Origin of the sequence: Claveliimonas monacensis, assembly GCF_014982975.1 — a bacterium.
Lineage (GTDB): Bacteria > Bacillota > Clostridia > Lachnospirales > Lachnospiraceae > Claveliimonas > Claveliimonas monacensis.
The window spans coordinates 53,878-70,406 of sequence record NZ_JADCKL010000006.1 but is presented as its reverse complement, the minus strand read 5'-3'; the positions used below and the strand labels follow the sequence as shown (position 1 = coordinate 70,406).

12 protein-coding genes are annotated in these 16,529 nt (G+C 52.1%); all 12 read left to right on the top strand.

The annotated features are described in order from the left end of the window. Positions 1–83: 83 nt before the first annotated feature. Positions 84–1,361 carry a 2-hydroxyacyl-CoA dehydratase subunit D gene (locus INF30_RS09150; RefSeq protein ID WP_226394973.1) on the top strand — a complete coding sequence of 426 codons (1,278 nt, stop codon included), beginning with the start codon at positions 84–86 and terminating at the stop codon, positions 1,359–1,361. Further along, positions 1,355–3,025, top strand: a complete 1,671-nt coding sequence (locus tag INF30_RS09145; RefSeq protein ID WP_076779474.1) for an acyl-CoA dehydratase activase — start codon at positions 1,355–1,357, stop codon at positions 3,023–3,025. Before INF30_RS09150 ends, INF30_RS09145 begins: the two co-directional genes overlap by 7 nt. Before the next feature lie 114 nt (positions 3,026–3,139). Continuing rightward, positions 3,140–4,396, top strand: coding sequence for a uracil permease (gene uraA / locus INF30_RS09140; protein WP_076779472.1), 1,257 nt, complete (start codon positions 3,140–3,142; stop codon positions 4,394–4,396). A 44-nt stretch (positions 4,397–4,440) separates the two neighbouring features. Beyond that, positions 4,441–5,976 carry an arabinosylfuranosidase ArfA gene (arfA, locus tag INF30_RS09135; protein ID WP_076779470.1) on the top strand — a complete coding sequence of 512 codons (1,536 nt, stop codon included), beginning with the start codon at positions 4,441–4,443 and terminating at the stop codon, positions 5,974–5,976. Beyond that, entirely contained in the window at positions 5,973–7,586 is a 1,614-nt protein-coding gene (locus INF30_RS09130; RefSeq protein WP_076779467.1) for a response regulator, read from the top strand. Before arfA ends, INF30_RS09130 begins: the two co-directional genes overlap by 4 nt. 1 nt (position 7,587) lies before the next feature. After that, positions 7,588–9,081, top strand: coding sequence for a sensor histidine kinase (locus INF30_RS09125; RefSeq protein WP_076779464.1), 1,494 nt, complete (start codon positions 7,588–7,590; stop codon positions 9,079–9,081). Positions 9,082–9,239: 158 nt separating this feature from the next. Further along, positions 9,240–10,328, top strand: coding sequence for an ABC transporter substrate-binding protein (locus INF30_RS09120; protein WP_226394972.1), 1,089 nt, complete (start codon positions 9,240–9,242; stop codon positions 10,326–10,328). A 158-nt stretch (positions 10,329–10,486) separates the two neighbouring features. Continuing rightward, the gene (locus INF30_RS09115) at positions 10,487–11,998 is read left to right on the top strand and encodes a sugar ABC transporter ATP-binding protein (RefSeq protein WP_191428074.1); all 1,512 of its coding nucleotides are present in this window, start codon (positions 10,487–10,489) and stop codon (positions 11,996–11,998) included. Beyond that, on the top strand, positions 11,991–13,058 hold the full coding sequence (locus tag INF30_RS09110) for an ABC transporter permease (protein ID WP_076779461.1): 1,068 nt from the start codon (positions 11,991–11,993) through the stop codon (positions 13,056–13,058). Before INF30_RS09115 ends, INF30_RS09110 begins: the two co-directional genes overlap by 8 nt. 2 nt (positions 13,059–13,060) lie before the next feature. Next, complete coding sequence (locus INF30_RS09105; RefSeq protein WP_226394971.1) at positions 13,061–14,092, top strand: ABC transporter permease subunit; 1,032 nt, start codon at positions 13,061–13,063, stop codon at positions 14,090–14,092. 188 nt (positions 14,093–14,280) lie between these two features. After that, the gene (araA, locus tag INF30_RS09100) at positions 14,281–15,777 is read left to right on the top strand and encodes an L-arabinose isomerase (protein ID WP_226394970.1); all 1,497 of its coding nucleotides are present in this window, start codon (positions 14,281–14,283) and stop codon (positions 15,775–15,777) included. Positions 15,778–15,804: 27 nt separating this feature from the next. After that, positions 15,805–16,509, top strand: coding sequence for an L-ribulose-5-phosphate 4-epimerase (locus INF30_RS09095; RefSeq protein WP_076779457.1), 705 nt, complete (start codon positions 15,805–15,807; stop codon positions 16,507–16,509). The last annotated feature ends 20 nt before the right edge of the window (positions 16,510–16,529 follow it).

Sequence of the window (16,529 nt, the reverse complement as noted above, 5' to 3'; positions counted from 1 at the left end):
TATACTTTATACTTAGCTGCTGTGCTGTATCTGCCTGCCAGGCCTGCGGCGGACAGCGGCGAAACAGACGAGGTGAGATAGACATGCAGATCGTAGATAAATACATTGATCACGTAAGGGGGGAGGCCATCCGGCGCCCGGAGAAGAGCTGGGACAAGATCCTCCTCGGCTTTAAGGCCAACAAGTGGAGGATGAAGCTCCTCCCCAACAAAAATATATCCGAGGGCTACCACCGGCTGGAGTCCATGATGATGAGCCTGGTGGCGGACTCTCTGTCCAGGGAGGGAAGCTACGTGTGGGGCAATATCTTTGCTCCCTGCGAGCTGATGCAGTGCTTTGGCCTGAACACTTTGTCCATCGAGTGTCTCTCCTGCTACATGAGCGGGTACCACCTGGAGGACTATTTTATCGATTATGCACAGAACATGGGGATCGCCCCCACGCTGTGCTCCTACCACAAGACTTTTGTGGGGGGCGTGGAGAGCGGTGTGGTGCAGAAGCCGGAATACGGAGTGACCACCTCCCTCTCCTGCGACGGAAACCTGAATACCTTTCGCTATCTGGAGAAAAAGGCGAATGTGCCCTTCACGTTTCTGGATGTGCCCTACGCCTCCGACCGGGAGTCTGTGGCTTACCTGGCAGACCAGCTGCGTGACCTGGCAGGGGAGCTGGAGGAGCGGACCGGTCGCAGGTTTGAGGAGGAGAAGCTGAAGGACATCCTGCGCACGGAGAATGAGACGCGGAGGGAGCTGAAGCGTTTCTTCGAATATCAGAAGATTTACTATTATCCGGGAGAGCTGATCAGCCATCTCTACATGATGATGGGCATGCATCTGCTCATAGGCACAAAGGAGTTGCTGGAGCTTCTGCGCTTTATGAACGAGGAGATACAAAAAGGACCGGTGTTCCGGGGGAAAAAGATTTTGTGGATCCACCTCCTTCCCTTCTATCAGGAGAGCCTGAAGGAGTATTTCAACAGTAGTCAGGAGTATCAGATCATAGCCAGTGACATCATCCTGGACTACATGGATGAGCTGGACGCAGAACACCCCTTTGAGGCCCTTGCTGGCAAGATCATCAGGAACCTGTACAACGGCTCCTACGCCCACAAGGCGGAGATGATCGGCCGGCTGGCGGACGAACTCCATCCTGACGCGGTCATCCACTTCTGTCACTGGGGCTGCAAGCAGGCGTCAGGCGGGAGCATCCTTCTGAAGGAAAAGATGCAGGAGAAGGGAATCCCCATGCTGATCCTGGACGGGGACGGGATAGACAAGCGGAACAGCCATGACGGCCAGATCAAGACAAGGCTGGAGGCGTTCCTGGAAATGATCGGGACAGGAGGAAGAGAAGCATGTTAGGATATATCTGTAAATACGCGCCCATAGAGGTCTTTCAGTCCATGGGTGTGGAGATGAAGCGGATCGAGCCGGAGGTGACGAATTTCACCCAGGCGGACATGAAGATGCACCCCAATATATGCAGTTTTGCCAAGGGAGTGCTGGAGGATGTGCTGGCGGGGGACTACGAGGGCGTCATCCTGACCACCTGCTGCGACAGCATCCGCAGGCTTTACGATGTGCTGACAGAGGAGCTGCCGGATAAATTCATCTATATTCTGGACACTCCCAGGATCACAAAGGATGCCGGGATCACGCTCTATGAGAAGCGGATATGGAAGATGATCCGGACGTACGAGGCATTTTCAGGGAAACATTTTGAGGAGGAGAGGCTGGCGGAGCTTTTAAAGACCAGACAGAAAGAGCAGGCCATCTCTCTGAAAGAGCATGCGCTCAACATCGGTATCGTGGGGGCCAGAGCCAATGAGAATATCGCCCGCATCCTGGAGGAAAAAGGGGCGAACGTGGCCTTTGATATCACCTGCACAGGCCTTCGGAGAAAATACCTCCTGGAGCCGGACTATGTGATGACCGGCTACACAAGAGGGCTTCTTAGCCAGTTCCCCTGCATGCGCATGGAAGCGGCGGCAGGGAGAGATGAACTGATAGAGAAATATGCCCGGAGCGTGGACGGCATCATCTACCATACAGTCCAGTTCTGCGACAACTACTCCTACGAGTACGCCTGGCTGAAAAAGGTGCTGCCGGGGCCTATGCTCCAGCTTGAGACAGACTACACGAAACAGAGTTACGGGCAGGTGCTCACACGGATCGAGGCTTTTCTGGAGTCGCTGGCTCCGGGGAAGGAGAAGAGACGGCCGGCCCCCAAGGGAGAGAAGAAAGACATGTATGTAATGGGAATAGACAGCGGTTCCACGTCCACCAACGCAGTGATCATGGACGGGGAGAGAAAGATCGTGGCATCGGCGGTGGTGCGCACCGGAGCCAAATCCGGGGAGAGCGCCCAGAAGATCCTGGGAGAGATCCTGGGGAAGGCGGGCCTTGCAAGGGAGGAGATCGCCTGGATCGTGTCCACAGGATACGGGCGGGTCAGCATTGACTTTGCCGATGAAAATGTGACCGAGATCAGCTGCCATGGACGGGGCGCGCATTATTTCAACCCGAAGGTGCGCACGATCCTGGACATCGGCGGACAGGACAGCAAAGCCATCCACTTGAGCGAAGCGGGGGAAGTGACGGACTTTGTCATGAACGACAAGTGTGCAGCCGGCACTGGGCGTTTCCTGGAGATGATCGCCCGCACCCTGGAGATCGATGTGGACGAGCTGGGGCCGGTGGCTCTTCAGTCCACGGAGGATATAGAGATCACCAGCATGTGCTCTGTCTTTGCCGAGTCAGAGGTGATCTCCCTGATCGCCAACAATAAAGAGAAAGCGGATATCGCCTGGGGCGTCTGCCGCGCTATTGCGGGGAAGGCCTACTCTCTTATGAAGAGAGTGGGCCTGGAGGAGACCTTTATGATGACCGGCGGCGTGGCCAAGAATCCGGGAGTAGTCCGGGCAGTGGAGGAGAAGATCCAGTCCAGGCTCTATATCTGCCCGGAACCGGAGATCGTGGGCGCTGCCGGGGCGGCCCTCTACGCCCTGGACAAAATGCAGGCGTAAGCGGGAGGTTCCCCTTTTCCTCTGAGGGATAGAATGGTATAATAACCACGATGTGGTTATTATACCTGCGCATCCTGCGTCATGCGTGGGTTGGAACAATGAGGAGGAAAAGGAATGGAAGGAAGAAAGATCATACAGGTGGAGGACAAAGTCCCCCTTAAATTACTGGTACCCTTAAGCATCCAGCACATGTTCGCCATGTTCGGCGCCTCTGTGCTGGTGCCCTTCATGTTTGGCATCAGCCCGGCCATTGTGCTGTTCATGAACGGAGTGGGTACCCTTTTATTTATTGCTATCACAAAGGGGAAGGCGCCGGCCTATCTGGGCTCCAGCTTTGCCTTTCTGGCTCCCGGCGGCATTATCATTGACCAGATGGGATATGAGTATGCCCTGGGCGGCTTTGTGGTGGTTGGATTTTGCGGATGCATCCTGGCTTTTATCATCTACAGGTTCGGGTGCGACTGGATCGACATCGTGCTGCCCCCGGCAGCCATGGGGCCTGTTGTGGCCCTCATAGGACTGGAGCTCTCCAGCTCTGCGGCCAGCAATGCGGGACTTCTGGATGAGACCATTGATCCAAAGAATGTCATTGTCTTTGCGGTTACACTGGGTGTGGCTGTCTTTGGCAATATCCTGTTCCGAAAGTTCCTTGCGGTCATCCCCATCCTGATCGCGGTGATAGCAGGGTACGTGGCGGCCATCCTGTGCGGCATCGTGGATTTCGCCCCGGTGGCAGAGGCGTCTGTATTTGCCCTTCCACATTTCATGCTGCCCAAATTCAGCGTGGAGGCCATTGTCACCATCCTGCCGGTGCTTCTTGTCATCACGTCAGAACACATCGGACACCAGGTGGTTACCAGCAAGATCGTGGGAAGGGACCTGCTCCGCGATCCGGGACTTCACCGCTCCCTTCTGGGGGACAACCTGTCCACCATGATCTCCGGTCTTATCGGGTCCGTGCCCACTACCACCTACGGGGAGAACATCGGCGTCATGGCAGTGACCAAAGTGTACAGCGTGCGGGTCATTGCGGGAGCCGCCGTGCTGTCTATCATCTGCTCCTTTGTGGGCAAGCTGTCCATGCTGATCCAGACCATACCGGGTCCTGTTATAGGGGGGATTTCCTTCCTTCTGTACGGCATGATCGGGGCATCCGGCATCCGCATCCTGGTGGACTCCAGAGTGGATTATGGACGCTCCAGGAACCTGACCCTGACCAGCGTAGTCTTTGTTACCGGCCTTTCGGGCATTGCGGTCAATATCGGAAATATCCAGCTCACCGGCATGGTGCTGGCCTGCATCACCGGCATGGCTTTAAGCCTTGTGTTCTACGTCCTTGACCGGCTGAAGCTGACCAATGACCAGGAGTAGATGGGAAAAATATTGTAAAAGCAGATAAAGGAGGGTTCTGCAGGATGGCAAAACAGGCAAAAATGGTGATCGATAAAGATTTTAAGATCGGCGAGGTGGACAAAAGAATCTACGGCTCTTTTGTGGAACAGCTGGGAAGGGCGGTCTACGACGGCCTGTACCAGCCGGGAAGCCCGCTGTCTGACGAGGACGGGTTCCGCAGGGATGTGATCAGTCTTGTGCGGGAGCTGGGAGTTCCCATTATCCGTTATCCGGGAGGGAATTTCGTCTCCAGCTTTGTGTGGGAGGACAGCGTGGGGCCTGTGGAACAAAGGCCCAGGAGGCTGGAACTGGCGTGGCGCAGCCTGGAGCCCAATGAGGTGGGGATCAACGAGTTCGCAAAATGGGCGAAGAAGGTAAATTCTGAGGTCATGATGGCAGTCAACCTGGGCACCAGAGGGATCGCCGATGCCTGTAACCTCCTGGAGTACTGCAATCATCCGGGCGGGACAAAATACAGTGACATGCGCATCTCCCACGGGATCAAAGAGCCCCACAACATCAAGGTGTGGTGCCTTGGAAATGAGATGGATGGAGACTGGCAGGTGGGGCGCAAGACCATGGGAGAGTACGCCCGCCTTGCTGAGGAGACGGCCAAGGCCATGAAGCTGATCGATCCGGGCATTGAGCTTGTCTCCTGCGGAAGCTCTTCCCGGGAGATGGACACCTTCCCGGAGTGGGAAGCGGTCACCCTGGAGCGCACATACGACTATGTGGATTATGTGTCCCTTCACCAGTATTACGGGAATGAGGCCAATGATACGTCAGATTTCCTGGCCAAATCCGATGACATGGAGGAGTTTATCCGCACGGTCATTGCCACATGCGACTATGTGAAGGCGAAGAAGAGAGGAAGGAAAAATATCAATCTGAGCTTTGACGAGTGGAATGTATGGTTCCACTCAAAGGAAGAGCAGATGGACATTACAGAGAACAGGCCGTGGCAGACAGCGCCTTCCCTGCTGGAGGATATCTACACCTTTGAGGATGCCCTTCTTGTGGGGCTGATGCTGATCACTCTGCTGAAACATGCAGACAGAGTAAAGATGGCATGTCTGGCGCAGCTTGTCAATGTCATTGCTCCGATCATGACAGAGAAGGGCGGGGGACCGGCGTGGAAGCAGACGATCTTCTATCCCTTTATGCACGCCTCCAGATATGGACGGGGCACTGTACTCAGGCCGGTCATCAGCACCGGCGTGCACGACACGGCACAGCATGAAAATGTGACGGATGTGGAGAGTGTTGCCGTCTATAATGAGGAAAAGGATGAGGTGACTATTTTCGCGGTAAACCGCAACACAGAGGAAGATGTGGAACTGGTAGCAGATGTGAGGGGAATGGAAGGCTATCATCTGATAGAGCACATTGTCCTTGAAAGCAGCTATGTGAAACTGTGTAACGGGCCAGGAAGAGAGGTTGTATTTCCGCAGAAAGTGCAGAGATCATCTCTGGATGCCGGGATCATGACCAGCAGGCTGCACAGAGCGTCCTGGAATGTGATACGGATAGGCGGAAGGAGACAGCGAGGGACGATATGATAAAAATATTTCTGGTTGAAGATGAAGTGATCATCCGTGACGGTATAAAGAACAGCATAGACTGGGAGCGGGAGGGCTATGAATTTGTGGGAGAAGCCGGGGACGGAGAGCTTGCCTATCCCCTGATCCTCAAGGAGAAGCCGGACATCCTGCTGACGGATATTAAAATGCCCTTTATGGACGGCCTGGAGCTCAGCGCCGCGGTGAAAAAGAAGCTCCCGGACATCAAGATCATTGTCCTGAGCGGGTACAATGATTTTGAGTTTGCCCAGAAAGGGATCGAGATCGGTATTACCAACTATCTCTTGAAGCCCATTTCCGCAGGTGAGCTGCTCAAAGCAGTGGGGGAAGTGGCCGTAAAGATAGAAAAAGAGAGAGAAGAAAGGGAGCTTCTGAGCAAGTATGAGGAGGATCTCCAGGGCAATATCGTATTTGAAAAACAGAAATTCCTGACACAGATACTGACAGAGAACATCCCCATGACGGACATTCTGGATGAGGGCAAGCAGCTTGGAATGGATCTAAGCGCCGGCATGTACAATTTTATCCTCTTTAAGCTGACCAATTACGGGGTGCCGGATCTGCAGCAGCAGCTCGTATCCGCCTACATGGAGGTCGGGGCCTGCATGGAAAAGCTGCCCGGCGTGTACTGCTTTCAGAGGGATGTCAAAGGCTGGGCCTTTCTTCTCCTGGCAGAAAATGAAAAGTCACTGGAAGAACGGATCGAGACGTGCAAGGCGGAATTAGAGAAGACCATGGAAAAATTCCAGAAAGTGGAGTATTTTGGAGGGATCGGCATCGGCGTTTCCAGGCTGAGGGAGCTGCGGGACTCTTTTCGTGAGGCGGACAGGGCTTTTGCGGGAAGATTTGTGGCAGAGAAAAATCAGATCCTGACGTGGGAGGAGCTGCACGGAAGAAATAAAGAAGAGCCTGACGTGAAGGGGCTGGGCTCCATGCAGGAGAACAGAAGTCTCATCGGTAAGTTCCTGCGGAACGGAACTGCGGAAGAGACAGAGAGTTTTGTAAAGACTTACTTTGAAGAGATCCTGGGAGAGAATGTCCAGTCCATGATGATGAGGCAGTACGTGATGATGGACCTCTACATCAGCATTGTCTCTTTTGGAGAAGAGATCGGTGTCACAGAGGAAGAGATTGAGAAGGAGTGCGGGGATATCAGAAAAGTTGCTGATCATATACACTCCGTAGAAGACATGCTTGACTATATCAACCGTCTGATCAGCGGTACCTTAAAGCTCCGGGATGAGACATCAGGAAACAGATACAAAGATATCATTGAGGCGGCAAAAAGCTATATGCAGACTCGGTATATGTCGGAGGAGATATCTCTTGGCAGTGTGGCGGCCAGCGTGGGTATGAGCTCCAGCTACTTCAGCTCCATTTTCAGCCAGGAGACAGGGCAGACTTTTGTGGAGTATCTGACAGATATACGGATGGAAAAGGCAAAAGAGATGCTCATGTGCTCCAACAAAAAGACATCGGAGATCGGCTTTGATGTTGGTTACAAGGATTCCCATTATTTTAGCTTCATTTTTAAAAAGACTCAGGGATGTTCGCCGAAGGAGTACCGCGCAAGAAGAGGTGACCTGTAGCATGGAAGAGGAAAAGAAAAAGAGGAAAAAAGGTCTTTCACTCCGCTCCAGGATCTTTATGATCGTGCTGTCCTGCTTTATTCCCCTGACAGCTCTCATTGGCTATCTTCTGTATACCCAGTACACCACGGTGCAGGCCTTTGACCGGGTGGCCAACAGTGTGAACTATGCCAGCAAGTACGTGAAGGAATTCAAGGAGAGGATGGACTACAGCATGTATTATGCCACTGTGTGGGACAAACCGGTCAGTGAGCTGCGGGAGGGCATCTATTCCGTGGGGGGCGTGGAGCTTGTCTATCCCTATGATTATATAGAAGAGATGCGCGCGGCCTGCACCGAGATGTCGGATATTGCCACAGTAAACAGCAACCGATATCTTCCGGACAGGATTGTCAATACGCTTAATTCTCTGGAGAAAATCATAGAAGAGATAGAGGAGAACATGGATGAGGGCGGACATTACGATGAAAATGAGGAACTGCTGGAAGATGTCAGAAGCCTGACAGATCTGGTGCAGGAAAATATCCAGAACTATATCAATGATGAAAACGCCAGCTTCACTGCTATAAAGGAAGCGATGATGGAAAACACCAGAAAGACTCTCCAGAGCAGTATCCTGATCGTGTGCGTGGTGGGCATTCTGACGACGATCATATCCAACTTTACCCAGAGAAGTGTGGTGCAGCCTGTCAGAAAACTGTGCGAGGCGTCAAAGCTGGTGGCCAAAGGAGATTTTACAGTCAGAAGCGATGTGGAGAGCAAGGATGAGATCGCGGTGCTGGCAGACAACTTTAACGATATGACGGTGGAGATCGGGCGGCTGGTAGAGAGGATCAAGGAGGAGCAGGCAAATATAAGGAACATGGAGTCCAAACTTCTCCAGGCACAGATTAATCCTCATTTTCTGTACAACACGCTTGACACCATCGTCTGGCTGGCAGAGTCCGGCAGGGACGAGGAAGTGGTCAAGATGACCAGCTATCTGTCAGAGTTTTTCCGGACCACACTCAGTAAAGGCAAGGACTATATTACTCTGGAAGAAGAAAAACGCCATGTGGAAAGCTACCTGCAGATCCAGCAGTTCCGGTACCAGGATATCATGGATTACAGGATAGAGATGGACGAGGAAATCATGGACTATACAGTCCCCAAGTTGACGCTGCAGCCGCTGGTAGAAAATGCGCTCTACCATGGCATAAAAAAGAAGAGAGGCGGCGGCACGATCCTGATCGAGGGGAAGCTGGAGGGAAACAAGATCCTTCTGAAAGTGATAGACAATGGAAAGGGGATGACAGAGCAGGAGCTGGCCCGGCTGCGCAGATATATTGCCGGCTGCGAGGACGGCGGAAAGCAGGGGTTCGGCCTTGGCAATGTGAATCAGAGAATTCACAGATATTACGGCGAAGAGTACGGAATTTTCTTTGAGAGCGAGGAAAACAGAGGAACAGAGGCGGTAATTATTATACCGGCAAAAATAATCGAACAAAAATCATAAAAAAACACCCAAATATTCATAAAATGTTTACAATTTCGTAAAAAAAATTACAAAGTAAGGAGGATATTCTGTATCCTTCTTTCTTTTTTCTTGCTATTATATACATACAAATTAAGGGGAGGGATCATCCCCTATAAAGAAAAAGGAGGAACAAAAATATGAAAAAGCGTGTAGTGAGCATGCTTCTGTGCGTTGCTATGACAGCAGCCATGGTTGCAGGATGCGGAAGCAGCAGTGGAGATTCATCTTCAGACAGCGGAGAGGACAGCGGCAGCAGTGATGTGATCACAGTCGGCTTCTCACAGGTTGGTGCTGAGTCTGACTGGCGTACAGCCAACACAGAGTCCATGCAGGAGACATTTACAGAGGAGAACGGATATGAGCTGATCTTCGACGATGCACAGCAGAAACAGGAGAACCAGATCACAGCTATCCGTAACTTCATCCAGCAGGAAGTTGACTACATACTTCTGGCACCTGTTACAGAGTCCGGATGGGACACAGTTCTCCAGGAAGCATATGACGCAGATATCCCGGTTATCATCGTTGACCGTATGGTAGATGTATCAAATGATGATCTGTACACAACATGGATCGGTACAGACTCCCTGCTGGAAGGACGCAAGGCAGCTGAGTGGCTGAACGCTTACGCTACAGCTAAGGGATGGGATGCAAGCGAGCTGAATATCGCTCACATCCAGGGAACAATGGGATCCACAGCTCAGATCGGACGTACACAGGGTCTTGAAGAAGGCGTTGAGAAGTACGGATGGAACCTTGTAGCTCAGCAGTGCGGTGAGTTTACACAGGCTAAAGGACAGGAAGTTATGGAGTCCATGCTGAAACAGTACGACAACATCAACGTAGTATACTGCGAGAATGATAACGAAGCATTCGGCGCAATCGATGCTATCGAGGCAGCTGGAAAGACAGTAGGAACAGATATCGCAAACGGTGAGATCCTTGTTATCTCCTTCGATACAACAAACGCAGGTCTTACTGACACACTGGCAGGCAAGATCGTATGTGACGTAGAGTGTAATCCGCTTCACGGACCTCGTGCAGAGGAGCTCATCAAAGCTCTCGAGGCTGGCGAAGAAGTTGAGAAGCTCAACTACGTAGACGAAGAGATCTTCGCATATGACGACACAGTAGCAAGCGTTACAGCTACAAACAGCCTTGAGGAAGAAGGCGACTATGCAGTTACAGTGATCACACAGGAGATCATCGACGGACGTGCATACTAAAAAAGATATACAGCCGGTATAGCGCTGTGTTCTGAAAAAGAAGGGGCGTAGTGGAATAAACGGGGTACTCCGGGTATGCTGCTACGCTCTCTTTATGAAAAAATGGGAACTGGTTGATCAAGGTAGATAAGAGAAAAGAGAAAGCAGGTGAGAGCCATATGGAAGAAAATGTTGTATTAAGTATGAAGGATATATCCAAGACATTTCCTGGCGTAAAAGCGCTGCAGCATGTTGATTTCACGCTCCGCAAAGGCGAGATCCATGCACTCATGGGAGAGAACGGTGCAGGTAAATCCACACTGATCAAAGTCCTGACAGGAGTGCATGAGTTCCAGACAGGTGAGATCACGATGGACGGACAGAAGATTGTCAACAAATCTCCCCAGGAAGCGCAGAAAAACGGAATCAGTACGGTGTACCAGGAAGTCAACCTCTGTCCGAACCTGACTGTGGCAGAGAACCTTTTCATCGGCCGTGAACCGAGAAAGGCAGGATTTATCGATTGGAAGACGATGAACAAAAAGTCCACGGAGCTTCTCCAGGATCTGAAGATCGATGCCAATGCTACAGATAAGCTCGAGGATGTATCTCTTGCCAGACAGCAGATGATCGCGATTGCCCGTGCTGTGGATATGCAGTGTAAAGTTCTGATCCTCGATGAGCCCACATCCTCCCTGGACGATGACGAGGTGGCGAAGCTGTTTACACTCATGAACCGACTGAAAGAACAGGGCGTGGGAATTATTTTCGTTACCCACTTCCTGGAGCAGGTATACGAGGTATGTGACCGAATCACCGTACTTCGGAACGGTGAGCTGGTGGGCGAATACAAGGTAAAAGAGCTTCCCAGAGTCCAGCTCGTGGCGAAGATGATGGGTAAAGACTTTGACGATCTTGCGGATATCAAGAGCGCCCACGAAGGCCTCAAGGAGTTCATCCCCGTGGTGGAGGCTGAGGGCCTTGGACATCAGGGAACGATCAAACCTTTCGACTTTACTGTACATAAGGGAGAGGTTGTGGGACTTTCCGGTCTGCTTGGCTCCGGACGTTCCGAGCTGGTGCGCGCGATTTACGGCGCGGACAAAGCAGACAGCGGTACACTGAAAGTAAACGGAAAAGAAGTGAAGATCAAAGCGCCTATCGATGCCATGAAGCTTGGCATGGCCTATCTGCCGGAGGACAGAAAGAAAGACGGTATCATCGCGGATCTGTCTGTGCGTGAGAATATTATCATTGCCCTGCAGGCCAAGAGAGGTATGTTCCGTCCTATGAGCAGAAAAGAGATGGAAGAGGCGGCTGACAAATATATCGATATGCTCCAGATCAAGACGGCAAGCCGTGAGACGCCGATCAAGAGCCTCTCAGGCGGTAACCAGCAGAAGGTGATCATCGGACGCTGGCTTCTCACCAACCCGGACTACCTGATCCTGGATGAGCCTACAAGAGGTATCGATATCGGTACAAAGACAGAGATCCAGAAACTGGTGCTTGACCTGGCGGACAAGGGAATGGCTGTGACATTCATTTCTTCTGAGGTAGAAGAGATGCTCCGTACATGTTCACGTATGGCGATCCTGCGCGATGGGAAAAAGGTCGGTGAACTTTCCGGCGACGAGCTGTCACAGGAAGGAATTATGAAAGCGATTGCAGGAGGTGTAGAAGATGAGTAATCAGAAATCCGGACTCAAAAAAATAACATCCATGCGGCTGTTTATGCCGATTGTTTGTCTGCTGGTTATTATCATCGTAGCAACGATTACCATACCGGGATTTTTGACAATATCGTTCCAGAACGGCGTACCTTACGGGTATCCGGTGGATGTGATCAACAGAGCGTCTGAGCTTGTGATCCTGGCTGTGGGTATGACTCTTGTAACGGCGGCATCAGGCGGACAGGATATCAGCGTGGGAGCCGTTATGGCGGTAGCTGCAGCTGTGTGCTGTCAGATCCTCTCCGGCGGAGAAGTGTCTGTCAATTCCCTTGCAGCTCCCATCATCCTGGCATTCCTCGCCGCGCTGGCAGCATCAGCACTGTGCGGTGCCTTTAACGGCTTCCTCGTGGCGAAGCTGAACATTCAGCCCATGGTCGCCACGCTGATCCTTTATACGGCAGGACGTGGTATTGCGCAGCTGATCACAAACGGACAGATCACCTACATCCGTGTGGATTCCTATCAGATATTCGGAAGCTACATCGGGAAATTCCCAATCCCCACACCGGTGATCATAGCAGTGGTCGTGGTCATCATTACCTATCTGATCCTGAAGAAGACAGCCCTCGGGCTTTATATCGAAAGTGTTGGTATCAACGGAACAGCGTCAAGACTTGTGGGATTGAATTCTACTATGATCAAGTTCCTCACCTACGTGATCTGCGGTATTCTGGCAGGTATCGCGGGATTTGTGGCTTCCAGCCGTATCTACTCAGCGGACGCCAACAACATCGGACTGAACCTAGAGATGGATGCCATCCTTGCGGTAGCCCTCGGCGGCAACGTGCTTGGCGGCGGTAAATTCAGCCTGATGGGATCTGTGATCGGCGCCTACACGATCCAGGCCCTGACAACCGTGCTCTACGGAATGAACGTGTCTTCCGATCAGCTCCCGGTATACAAGGCCATCGTGGTTGTCATCATCGTTGTTCTGCAGAGCCCTGTATTCCAGAAAGCGCTGGCCAGCAGAAAAGCAAAAAGTCAGGCCGCAAAGCCTGCTGCGGAAGGAGGTAACTAGGAATGGGAAATAAGAATAAGACGGCTATGCCGAAAAAGAAAATCAGTGCAACTGGCTTCCTTCTTATCATCACGATTGCTCTTTTCGTTGTGATGTATGCAGCTGGTATGGTTGTTTTCTCAGACAAGGGATTTGCGAAACCGCAGATGTTCTTTAACCTTTTCGTATCCAATGCAGGGCTTCTGGTCATCGCCCTTGGGCAGACTATCGTCATGATTACCGGTGGGATCGATATCTCCGTTGGTTCCGTGACAGCACTTGTATGTATGGTTTCTGCATTTGAGATGGAGAATATGGGCATGAGCGCTTATGTGGCAGTGGCCTCTGCACTGGCCATCGGTCTTGCATACGGCGTGATACAGGGATTTCTCGTATCCTATCTGGAGATCCAGCCATTCATCGTCACCCTGGCCGGCATGTTCTTTGGCCGCGGTATGACAGCTGTTATCAGTACAGAGATGATCTCCATCAAGAACGAGCTGTTCCTGGCCTGGGCAAACTTTAAGATCAACCTTCCTATTGGTTCCTACAGCAAGAGAGGAAAGTTTATCCCGGCTTACATCTATCCCACGGTCGTGATCGCGATCCTCATACTCATCATCATCATCCTTGTGATGAAGTACTCCAAGTTCGGACGTTCTGTGTACGCTATCGGAGGAAATTCGCAGAGTGCCCTGATGATGGGTCTGAATGTAAAAAAGACAAAATTCAAAGCCTACATCCTGGACGGATTTCTGGCAGGCCTTGGCGGTTTCCTGTTCTGTCTGAACAGCTGTGCCGGATTTGTGGAGCAGGCCAAAGGTCTTGAGATGGATGCTATCTCCTCAGCCGTAATCGGAGGCACGCTGCTCAGCGGCGGCGTGGGCGTTCCTTTCGGAACACTGTTCGGCGTGCTGATCAAAGGTACGATCCAGTCTCTGATCACAACGCAGGGTACGTTGTCCAGCTGGTGGGTGCGCATTGTGCTTTCCGCACTGCTTTGCTTCTTCATCATCCTGCAGGCGATTCTCGGAAATATTAAAAAGAAAAAATAGGCAGGATATTAAAAGAGTTTTGAGATATTGCAGCTATGGGAGATCCTGTAGCTGCAATCTTCTTTTTCGGCGATTTTCCTGGAGTTTTCTGACCTTGGAAAAGAAATGAAAAAACGAGTTGTAAATACAACTAATGTGATATATAGTATAGTTATAAGTACAAATTTGGAAAAAGGAGGGTACATTTTATGGAACAAAAACAATACAAGTTCTGGTTCTGCACAGGGTCACAGGATCTGTATGGGGATGAATGCCTGGCTCATGTGGCAGAGCATTCACAGAAGATGGTGGAGGTACTGAACGCGTCGGGAAATCTCCCCTATGAGATCGTGTGGAAGCCAACGCTGATCACAAACGAGCTGATCCGGAAGACATTTAACGAGGCGAACATGGACGACACCTGCGCGGGCGTGATCACATGGATGCACACATTCTCACCTGCGAAATCCTGGATACTGGGACTGCAGGAGTTCAGGAAACCGCTGCTCCACTTCCATACCCAGTTCAACCGGGAGATCCCCTACGACACCATTGACATGGACTTTATGAACGAGAACCAGGCAGCCCACGGAGACCGGGAGTACGGACATATTTTCAGCCGCCTGAAAAAAGTGCGCAAGGTGGTCATGGGATACTGGGAGGACGAGGATGTCCAGAAGCGGATCGGCTCCTGGATGCGCACCGCGGTGGGCGTGCTGGAGAGCAGCCATGTGCGGGTTATGCGGATCGCGGACAACATGCGCAACGTAGCTGTGACAGAGGGCGACAAGGTGGAGGCCCAGATCCGGTTCGGATGGGAAGTGGACGCCTACCCTGTTAATGAGATCGCTGAGGCTGTGGCGGCAGTGTCCCAGGCAGATATTGACACACTGGTGGAAGAGTACTACGATAAATATGAAATCCTGCTGGAAGGAAGAGACGAGAAAGAATTCCGTGAGCACGTGGCTGTGCAGGCAGGCATTGAGATCGGATTTGAGAGATTTCTCAAGGAAAAGAACTATCAGGCTATCGTGACCCACTTCGGAGACCTTGGCTCTCTGAAACAGCTTCCGGGACTTGCCATCCAGAGACTGATGGAAAAAGGATACGGATTCGGCGGAGAGGGCGACTGGAAGACAGCGGCCATGGTGCGCATTATGAAGATTATGACTCAGGGCATGAAGGACGCAAAGGGAACTTCCTTCATGGAGGACTACACCTACAATCTCGTGCCGGGTAAGGAGGGCATCCTGCAGGCCCACATGCTGGAGGTGTGCCCAAGTATCGCGGAGGGCCCCATCGGCATCAAGTGCCAGCCCCTCTCCATGGGTGACAGGGAGGATCCGGCCCGGCTTGTATTTACATCCAAGACAGGCCCGGCTGTAGCCACATCCCTGATCGACCTGGGAGACAGATTCCGCCTGATCATCAACGATGTGAACTGCAAGAAGACGGAGAAACCCATGCCCAAACTCCCGGTAGCCACCGCTTTCTGGACACCGGAGCCCAACCTGCAGACCGGAGCCGAAGCCTGGATCCTGGCGGGAGGCGCCCACCATACTGCGTTCTCCTACGACCTGACTGCAGAGCAGATGGGCGACTGGGCTGCCTATATGGGAATCGAGGCCGTCTATATCGATAAAGATACGACTATCCGCCAGTTCCAGAACGAGCTGAACTGGAACGAGCTGGTATACAGAAAGTAGATCACAGATCAGTGAGGAGGAAGAGACATGTTAGAGGAACTGAAAAAAGAAGTGTATGAGGCCAATATGCTGCTGCCGAAGTACAACCTTGTGACCTTCACATGGGGAAATGTCAGCGGCATTGACCGGGAGAAGGGGCTGTTTGTCATCAAGCCCAGCGGCGTGGACTACGACAAGCTGACGCCGGAAGACATGGTTGTGGTGGACCTGGAGGGAAACAAAGTGGAAGGAAAGTACAACCCCTCCTCTGACACAGCCACCCATGTGGTCCTGTACAACCGTTTCAAAGACATCGGCGGGATCGTGCACACCCACTCTCCCTGGGCTACAAGCTGGGCGCAGGCAGGGCGGGACATCCCCTGCTACGGCACGACCCACGCGGACTATATCTACGGCGAGGTGCCCTGCGTCCGCAACCTGACAAAGGATGAGATCGAGGAGGCCTACGAGAAGAACACAGGCGTCCTGATCGCCGATGAGTTTGAGATCCGCCAGAAAGATTACAAAGCAGTGCCGGCGGTACTCTGCAAGAATCACGGCCCCTTTACCTGGGGAAAAGACGCCCACGAGGCCGTGCACAACGCAGTCGTTCTTGAGGAGGTGGCCAAGATGGCTGCCAGGTGTGAGATGATCAATCCGGACAACAAGCCGGCGCCTCAGGAGCTACAGGACAAACATTACTACAGAAAACACGGCGCTAACGCATACTACGGCCAGAAGACAGAAGACTAGTTCCGCGAAGGCCCGCAAGA

What these genes read in the sequence shown, in the direction of transcription:
- INF30_RS09120 (WP_226394972.1), top strand. Translation starts at nt 9,240, where the DNA reads ATGAAAAAGCGTGTAGTGAGCATGCTTCTGTGCGTTGCTATGACAGCA.
- INF30_RS09095 (WP_076779457.1), top strand. Translation starts at nt 15,805, where the DNA reads ATGTTAGAGGAACTGAAAAAAGAAGTGTATGAGGCCAATATGCTGCTG.
- INF30_RS09150 (WP_226394973.1), top strand. Translation starts at nt 84, where the DNA reads ATGCAGATCGTAGATAAATACATTGATCACGTAAGGGGGGAGGCCATC.
- INF30_RS09125 (WP_076779464.1), top strand. Translation starts at nt 7,588, where the DNA reads ATGGAAGAGGAAAAGAAAAAGAGGAAAAAAGGTCTTTCACTCCGCTCC.
- uraA (WP_076779472.1), top strand. Translation starts at nt 3,140, where the DNA reads ATGGAAGGAAGAAAGATCATACAGGTGGAGGACAAAGTCCCCCTTAAA.
- INF30_RS09105 (WP_226394971.1), top strand. Translation starts at nt 13,061, where the DNA reads ATGGGAAATAAGAATAAGACGGCTATGCCGAAAAAGAAAATCAGTGCA.
- arfA (WP_076779470.1), top strand. Translation starts at nt 4,441, where the DNA reads ATGGCAAAACAGGCAAAAATGGTGATCGATAAAGATTTTAAGATCGGC.
- INF30_RS09130 (WP_076779467.1), top strand. Translation starts at nt 5,973, where the DNA reads ATGATAAAAATATTTCTGGTTGAAGATGAAGTGATCATCCGTGACGGT.
- araA (WP_226394970.1), top strand. Translation starts at nt 14,281, where the DNA reads ATGGAACAAAAACAATACAAGTTCTGGTTCTGCACAGGGTCACAGGAT.
- INF30_RS09145 (WP_076779474.1), top strand. Translation starts at nt 1,355, where the DNA reads ATGTTAGGATATATCTGTAAATACGCGCCCATAGAGGTCTTTCAGTCC.
- INF30_RS09115 (WP_191428074.1), top strand. Translation starts at nt 10,487, where the DNA reads ATGGAAGAAAATGTTGTATTAAGTATGAAGGATATATCCAAGACATTT.
- INF30_RS09110 (WP_076779461.1), top strand. Translation starts at nt 11,991, where the DNA reads ATGAGTAATCAGAAATCCGGACTCAAAAAAATAACATCCATGCGGCTG.